This is a genomic window from Corynebacterium sp. LK33 (assembly GCF_014334955.1).
Classification (GTDB): Bacteria; Actinomycetota; Actinomycetes; order Mycobacteriales; family Mycobacteriaceae; genus Corynebacterium; species Corynebacterium jeikeium_D.
Window position 1 is genome coordinate 198,284 of sequence record NZ_PDGU01000018.1, and the last position, 6,420, is coordinate 204,703.

The following is a 6,420-nucleotide window of genomic DNA, read 5'->3' on the forward strand; positions in this document are numbered from 1 at the left end:
CCTTAATCGGTCTTAGCGGCGGCCACGGGAAATAACTCGGGCCAGGCCAACAGTCGACAAAATGCCAAGCAGACCCGCCAACATTGCAATATCGAAAGTAATGGCCGTAGTTCGCAGCATGGCAGTTGTGAGGAACACTCCCACCATGGGGTAGAAGGCGGCGTCGGCAAGCACTGCGCGTGAGACATTGCCCTTGACCCGGAAGATCAGCACCACGCCCACAAGCAGCGCCACCGAGCACAGAGCAATGCCAATGCCGCTAATTACCTGTACTGCGGTGGGATCGATCAATGTGTCATTCATTAGCGTGCTCCTTTGTCTTCGCCATCGGAGGCAACGCCATCCGGCAGCGGTAGACCACGTTCGACCTCGGCAGCAACACCGACGACGGCATCCGGGTCAATGAAATGGTCTGCGTTGTATTCCTCGAAGACGAAAGCCTTCGGGCGGGGGACATCGCGGAGGCTGGGAACGAGGTGCTCCTCCATGTCGTAGAGGGAGTCGTACAGCGCGTCCAGGTCGGCACCGAAGATTGCGTGGATGATAAACAACCGTCCCGCATCGGTCTCACGGACACCGCAGACTAGCGTGCCAGGAGTCATAGTGATGGACTCGGCAAAGAGAGTGACCTCAAGGTCAGACGTCACACGCAGCGGCAGCCCAATGAGCACTGGCTGCTGCTTCTGGTTCGGGCGCAGCGTATCGCGCACCACGTCCGTCGCAGCCACAACAACCTGCCAGACCAGCCAGAGGGAATAGCGGATAACATGCAGGAACTTCATCAGTAAATACCTCCGATGGCGTTTTCAACCCCGCCGAGTGTGGCCTCGCGGTAGCCATCAATATTCAGCAGCGCATCAGCCGCACCCGTGGTCGCCCAAGTGACGGCGCCGACCGCGACGAACATGGCCACAGAAACAATTGCCAGCATGGCGGACGGCGCAACCAGCGCGCCCGGAACGCGAACCGAATCATCCACGCCCTGCATGGGGCGGCCCCAGAAGACCGCACGCCACAGCCGAATCATGGCCAGCAGCGAGCCCAGCGAGGCCACGATGATTGCGGTGATTGCAACAATCGAGCGGGCATCGCCAGTAGCGGCAGAGGCGAAGACAATGCCCACCTTGCCCCATACACCGGAAAAGGGTGGGAAACCCACAATGGAGAAGCTCATTGCCGCCATCACCCAGGCAACTGCCTGGTCGCGGCGGGCAAGCCCAGAAAGCCTGGAGAGCGTACCCGTACCGTAGGTCTCTTCCACCGCGCCGGAGCCCAGAATGAGGGCGCCGACAGTCACCATGTGGTGGATTGCGTAGAAAATACCCGCAGCCAGGGCAGCCTTGGCGCCGCCCCCGTCGTTAGCGTCCGTGAACGCCAGCACAATCAGAATGAACGGCATACCCGTGACCATCTGGTAGGCCAGCACCTCACGCATGGTGTTCTCCGCGAGACCAGCAAACGCGCCGACCAGCATCGAGATCGCCATGATGATAATGATCGGCCAGTGCCAGGAGGGATTCATGCCCACAATCACGACGTAAATGCGGAAGAGCATGTACACCGCAACCTTCGTGTGCACCGCAGAGAACAGTGCCATCACCGCAGGGCTTGTCGACGGGTACGTCCTCGGCAGCCATGTGTGCGCCGGAACCAAACCAGCCTTCACACACAGCGCAATGATGACAATGCCCAGCGCGACCACACCCGTGCCGCCGGGGCCGCCCTCGCTGGCCATGTCGGCCAGCATTGCGATGTTCACATTGCCCGCCGAGCCGTAAATCAGCGCGACACCAATCAGCAGCACCGTGGAGGTCAAGAGGTTGACCAGCACGAAGTTACGGCCAGCAGCCAGGCGGTGCCAGGTACCGGTTACCGCGATCAGGCCATAGGACGGCAGCAGCATGACCTCCATGAACACGAAGAAGTTGAACAAATCGGCAGTCAGGAAAGCACCCGACATACCGGACAACATCATCAGCGTCAGGGAGGGGAAGAACCGCGAAGTGTTTTCGCCCGCGACGTGGGCGAACCAGTTACCGATGGCAACCACAGCCGCGGCCACACCCAGCATCAGCATGGAGAACGTGTCCGCCAAGAAAGGAATCGAGATACCACCGGGGAACGCGCCCACACCGTGGCCGACCGGGCCGTTGTCAGCGACGTAGAACATCACCCAAAACGCAGCCAGCGACGACAGTGCCGGAACGGCGATGCCCATCGTCGCGCGCATCCACAGCTTCGGCAGAATGGCTGCGACCGCCGACAGAATCAGCGGCAGTGCCGCAAACAGCGGCAGTAGCGAAGACAGAGTTGAAGGGGACATTGCAGAGGTCATTGCAGAGGCTTCTACCATTTCTCGTCACCGCCGAATGTGGTCTCGCGCGGGAACTTATTCGGAGCCGAAGAGACCCCTGGGGTGCCGGTGACCGTGGAATCCGAGTCCGACGGAATGTGCTTACCCGCACGACGACCAGCCGTCGACAGCTGTCGCATAGCCTCGCGGTCCTCATGGATACGAGTGTCGTCATCGCGGCCCAAACCAGACAGAGCCAGCATGAACGCGGTGACGGCCATGGTAATCACGATGGCCGTCAGCACGAATGCCTGCGGCAGCGGGTCAGCCATCTGCTCGGCAGCGCCAGCGCCCGCAGTGGTCTCGTTGCCCAGCAGCGGTTCGCCGCGCCAGGCGCCGACACCCGTGGACAAAATAATCAGGTTGGCGGCATGGGAAATCAGAGTCATACCGATGATGGTGCGCAGCATGCCGCGCTGTAGCACCAGGTACGTGCCACCGCCTGCGAGGACGGCAGCCATGATGGCGATAATCACTTCTTGGCCTCCTCAACGGTGGTATGAGCTGGGGCGGGGGCTGGAGCGCTCTCCGCTTCTGAGGCGAACACGCCCATCTCCGGCGGCACCCGCAAGCTTGAGCGGTCTGAGTAGAGATCCTGCATCACATCGTCCGACCCGGTCACACCAGGACGGTTCGGGCCGCCCAGGAGATTCAGCGCGGTTGCCACAATGCCGATGACGGCCAGGTACACGCCGACGTCGAAAAGCAATGCCGTGGTGAGGTGCTGACCCAGGAACTCGCCGTACAGCGGTGCCAAGAACGACCCCTTGGCGAAACCGATGAAGCCCGTGCCGATAGCCGTGATGACACCCGCAGCGCTGAGCACTGCCGGGATCTTCTCGCCAAAGACCAGCTCGTCGCGGTCCTTGGACAGGTAAATCAGCATGACGGCAGCGGCGCCAATCAGCGCCGCGTTGAAGCCGCCGCCCGGAGCGGTACCGCCGCGGTAGAGAACCACAGCGGACAGGGCGAACAGAAGCGGAGCCAACCAGCGGACCAGCCAACGCATCATGATGGAGTTCAGAGCGGGCTCCGCAAGCGGGGAAGGCTGATCGAGCAGGTGCGGGAAGCGAGGCATAGACGTGACAACCGCCGCCATCGCGACACCCGCCATACCGAGAACCGCCAGCTCACCCATGGTATCGAAAGCACGGAACTCAACCAGGATCACGTTGACAATGTTGGTCTCGCCCGTGACCTTCTCAGTGTTATCGATGTACCACTGCGCGACCTCAGGCATCTGACGACGGCCAGTGAGGAACCACACCGCGCCGAACGTAGCCAAGCCCACGGCAACTGCCACAACCGCCGCCGAGGCACGGCGGTTCTTCGAGGTCTCAGAGAACGCACGCGGCTGGAAGCGCAGCACCAGCATCATCAGCACGACAGTCAGGATTTCCACCATGAACTGCGTCAATGCCACATCCGGTGCGCCCAGCAGGAGAATCTGCAGCGTGACACCAACACCGGTGACGCCGAGCAGCACAGCCGCCTGCAAACGGTTCTTCGCCCGAAGCGTGGCCCACACGCCAATCACGACAACAACCAGCGGAATCAGATCGGTCAGGTGATCGATGCCGTCGATCTTCGGCAGCACCGGAGCGCCCCCGACACCCGGAGCGATTGCAATAACCAGGGCGTACACCGCGAGCAAACCAAGCAGCGGCAACAGGTGACGCGATGGCTGATGCGAACGCGCCACCTTGCCCATCGCGCGCCCCACACGCTGCGAGACGCTCAGCGACGCGTTGATTGCCTCCACACCAGTGAACGGGAAGAGCTTGCGGTCTGCCATGACGGCGCCTACGCGGGCACGAGCGAAGATGAAGCCCACGCCGACAGCCAGCACAATCACAGAGATAATCAGCGGCACATTCACGCCGTGCCACAGGCTCAAGTGTGATTCCTGAGTCGTGCCAGCCGGAAGCTGACCGACCGTATCGGCCACGCGGTCCAGCGGGCGGTTCAAAATAGCGCCGGCAGCGAAGGCGGCTGGAAGGCTAAGCACGCCAGGGATGGCAGCCGGGAGCCACAGCGAAATTGGAGCCTCAGTGATGTGGTCCACGTTGCGCGGACCATCCACAAATGCACCGAACACCAAACGTGCCGAGTACGCGAAAGTACCAATCGCACCAATCGCCGCCACCGTCAGCAGAATGACGACACCGGTGTTGCTGAGCGGCGCACCTTCGAATGCGGTCAGCATGCCTTCCTTCGACATGAAGCCGAAGAACGGCGGAATTGCCGCCATCGATGCCGCACCGAAAATCATCGAGCCAAAGCTCCACGGCATCTGCTTCCACAGCGGACCGAGGCGACGAATATCGCGCGTGCCTGCCTGGTGATCAACCACACCAGCCATCATGAACAGCGAAGACTTAAACATCGCGTGCGCAATGGTGTGCACAACCGCAGCCATAATCGCGAACTTCGTGCCCACACCAATCGTGGCGACAATCCAACCCAACTGCGAGACCGTCGAGTACGCAATCAGCTTCTTCAGGTCAGTCTGCTGCAGCGCAAAGTAGGCCGTGGCAACAGCCGTCCACATACCCATGACGATCAGCAGCAACTGCCACACGCGCACGTCCGCGAAGACCGTGGAAAAACGCATCAGCAGGTAAACGCCTGCCTTGACGACGGCCGCAGCGTGCAAGAAAGCCGAGACGGGAGTTGCCGCCGCCATGGCCTCTGGAAGCCAGGCGTGGAAGGGGAACTGAGCTGCCTTCGTGAAAGCGCCCAGGGCCACCAGCGCGGCAATGAGGCTGCGCGCTGCCGGGTTGGCCTCCCACTCAGGCGAAGCCAAAACCTCGGTGAGATTCGTGGAACCGGTTAGCCACACCGCACCGCCGAGGGCGGCCAGAAGCAGCAGGCCACCGGTGAAGGTCAGCAGGAGTGTGCGCAACGAGCCCAGCTCGCCCGACGAGCCCGACCTTGCAATGAGCAGGAACGACGCCATCGAGACCAGCTCCCACCCGATGAAGAGGAGCATGATGTCGTCGGCAAGCACGAGGAGCAAAACCGCCAGCATGAACGCCGTCATCAGGACGTAGAAGCTCATCGCGGATTTCTTCGGCGGCAAATACGCGGTGGAGTAGATGAAGACTATCGAGCCCACCAACAGCGCCAAGAAGCTGAACACCATGGAGAGGGGATCGAGCTTCAGCGCAAACGCCGCGTTCAGTTCCGGGGACCAGACGCGGGACCAGGTGAAGGTGGTGCCGTCGAGAATATCGCCCGTTACACGCGAAAGCTGGACCACCGACGCGAGAAAAAACGCGACGATGGGCCAGCCTGCGTGACGACCAAGGAGCTTCACAAACAGCGGGGTCAGCGCCAGGGCAACCGCGACCAACAGCGGGACCGAAAGGAGGGTCAGGCTGTTGGTGGAGGTTTGGGCAGCTTGGGCTGCTTGGGCTGCTTGAGCTGCGAGCGTTGTTGCGTGCTCTGCGGAGCTGCTTGCTTGGGCGGTAATCGTTGCCGGGGCAGAAAGAACGGAATCTAAAGAATTCAATGTTGCCGATACGCCGCCGGACGCAAACTCAGAAGCCAATGTCTGGTCTGGTGGTGCGGTCGCCGACGGCGGACTGGCTGTAAAGGAGCTGGCTGATGCCAGAGCTGCTGCCAGGTGCGTCACTTGGGGGCTACTTTCACATTGCTGTTAAAAAGGTTCGTACTTCTACAGACTAACAGCCACGAAATTGCTTCACGCGGGGTGAAAGGGGCATTTGGGGGAGCGGGGAAAGTCTCTGTGGATCCAGTAGTGAAAATACATAGGAACGAGTGATGAACGGGGCGTCGGTGGGAGTTACTGACTGCGTTTATGTCTGGTGACGTTGGATTGATCCGAGTTACTGACTAGGTTTATGACAAAAATGGCCCGAAAAATGGCTTGAAAGTGTCATAAACTCACACAGTTTCACATTTGCAGCCCCGGAGTTTTCGGGTTGACAGTTTTGCCACGTAACTCCGGGCTGTGGTGCTGCCGCAGTTGGGGCCTGACTAGTCGCTACCTTGAGAACTGGACGCACTCTTTGGCTATCAACCCGGAACGGCGGCGAAAAGTA

5 protein-coding genes are annotated in these 6,420 nt (G+C 60.7%); all 5 read right to left on the reverse strand.

All coding sequences use genetic code 11. The features are described from left to right. Positions 1–12: 12 nt before the first annotated feature. From CRD20_RS06145 to CRD20_RS06165, 5 genes are read right to left on the reverse strand one after another with little or no spacing between them, the layout of a single operon-like run. Positions 13–303, reverse strand: coding sequence for an MnhF protein (locus CRD20_RS06145; protein WP_187405074.1), 291 nt, complete (start codon positions 301–303; stop codon positions 13–15). Then, a complete protein-coding gene (locus tag CRD20_RS06150; protein WP_187405075.1) occupies positions 303–782 on the reverse strand; it encodes a Na+/H+ antiporter subunit E in 480 nt (159 codons plus the stop codon). Before CRD20_RS06150 ends, CRD20_RS06145 begins: the two co-directional genes overlap by 1 nt. Beyond that, a complete protein-coding gene (locus CRD20_RS06155; protein ID WP_255468745.1) occupies positions 782–2,323 on the reverse strand; it encodes a monovalent cation/H+ antiporter subunit D family protein in 1,542 nt (513 codons plus the stop codon). The genes CRD20_RS06150 and CRD20_RS06155 overlap by 1 nt, the downstream gene beginning before the upstream one ends. 23 nt (positions 2,324–2,346) lie before the next feature. Further along, entirely contained in the window at positions 2,347–2,829 is a 483-nt protein-coding gene (locus CRD20_RS06160) for a sodium:proton antiporter (protein WP_070546318.1), read from the reverse strand. Next, positions 2,826–5,990 (reverse strand): DUF4040 family protein, encoded by a 3,165-nt coding sequence (locus CRD20_RS06165; RefSeq protein WP_187405077.1) that lies wholly within the window; start codon positions 5,988–5,990, stop codon positions 2,826–2,828. Before CRD20_RS06165 ends, CRD20_RS06160 begins: the two co-directional genes overlap by 4 nt. Between the last annotated feature and the right edge of the window lie 430 nt (positions 5,991–6,420).

What these genes read in the sequence shown, in the direction of transcription:
- CRD20_RS06145 (WP_187405074.1), bottom strand. Translation starts at nt 303, where the DNA reads ATGAATGACACATTGATCGATCCCACCGCAGTACAGGTAATTAGCGGC.
- CRD20_RS06150 (WP_187405075.1), bottom strand. Translation starts at nt 782, where the DNA reads ATGAAGTTCCTGCATGTTATCCGCTATTCCCTCTGGCTGGTCTGGCAG.
- CRD20_RS06155 (WP_255468745.1), bottom strand. Translation starts at nt 2,323, where the DNA reads ATGTCCCCTTCAACTCTGTCTTCGCTACTGCCGCTGTTTGCGGCACTG.